The organism is Endozoicomonas sp. SESOKO1 (genome assembly GCF_024606265.1).
In the GTDB taxonomy this organism is placed as follows: domain Bacteria; phylum Pseudomonadota; class Gammaproteobacteria; order Pseudomonadales; family Endozoicomonadaceae; genus Endozoicomonas.
The window spans coordinates 1-1158 of the sequence record NZ_JAHHPP010000077.1; the positions used below are offsets into that span (position 1 = coordinate 1).

Genomic DNA, 1158 nt, shown 5'->3' on the forward strand with positions numbered 1-1158 from the left:
ATCAATGACCAGCTCCTGTTGACCCCCTGGCGCAATGAAGCCACACAACTGAGCATTACCCTTGATGCCCCTGAACAGCTGGCACTTGCGGCACAGGGTTCAGGCCCTGGCGATAACCGGAATCTGCTGGCACTGCTTGGCTGTTTAAAGGGTGGCTCTGCAAATTGCCCCGATGTACTGCAATCGAATATTTTGCTTCAGTCGTCTGTTGCCAACCAGACAGCTTCCGCTACACGACAGCAGAAAACCAGTCAGAGTTTATACGAGGCTGCTGTTGCAGAAAGGGAGAATCTCAGTGGTGTAAATCTGGACGAAGAAGCGGCTAACCTGCTGCGCTTCCAGCAGTTCTACCAGGCCAATGCCCGGCTGTTACGGGCCAGCCAGATGATTATCGATGAATTACTGGCAGCTTATCGGTGAGTCCAATGCGTGTAAGTACAGCACAACAGCAGGCCATGGTTTTACAGGATGTGCAGAACATCAGCCTGAAACAGCTGGAAGGCTGGAATCAGGTAGCCACGGGCAAACAGATTACTCAACCGGCACAGGCGCCGGGCAACTGGACGCAACTGCAGGGTGTCAACAGGGAGATCAGCCAGACTGACCAGTACCTGAATTCCATTACTGCCCTGACGTCCCAGTTTCAGATGGAAGATACCCTGTTGCAGAGTTACACAGTCTACCTGCAGGATATCCGCGCGCTGGTACTGCAGGCCAACAACCCCGCGCTGGCCGTGGTGGACCTGGCCACCCTCGGGCAGGAGGTGATGCAGTGGCGAAACGCCATCATCGGGCTGCTGAACAGTCGTGATGCTGAAGGTTACTACCTGTTTGCCGGTTCCCGGACCAGCACACCGCCGGTGACGGTTTCAACCGCCAGTGACGGCAGTGAATCGTTTGTCTTCAATAACAATAACGACATTCGGCAAATAACAGTCGCCTCTGATATAACAATGTCGTCTACGGACAGTGCTGAGTCTTTGTGCTTTACTGTGAACGATGGTGAATCAAGTTTTAATGTAATCCTCATGCTGGGTCAGATAGCGCAAGCGCTTCAGACCCCGCCCGCAAACCTGTCAACGCTGATCGCCGGTTTCCTGGAGCAGCTTGATCAGGCACAAAACCAGGCTGGCAGCGTTTATGCCGCCCTGGGAACCC

2 protein-coding genes are annotated in these 1158 nt (G+C 54.1%); both read left to right on the top strand.

Annotated features, from left to right (window positions below):
- A partial coding sequence (locus tag KDK13_RS04260) for a flagellar basal body rod C-terminal domain-containing protein (protein ID WP_306670997.1) occupies positions 1–420 on the top strand: 420 nt, incomplete at its 5' end.
- Between the two features lie 5 nt (positions 421–425).
- Positions 426–1158: hypothetical protein (locus KDK13_RS04265; RefSeq protein ID WP_257283689.1), on the top strand; the 733-nt coding region annotated here is incomplete at its 3' end.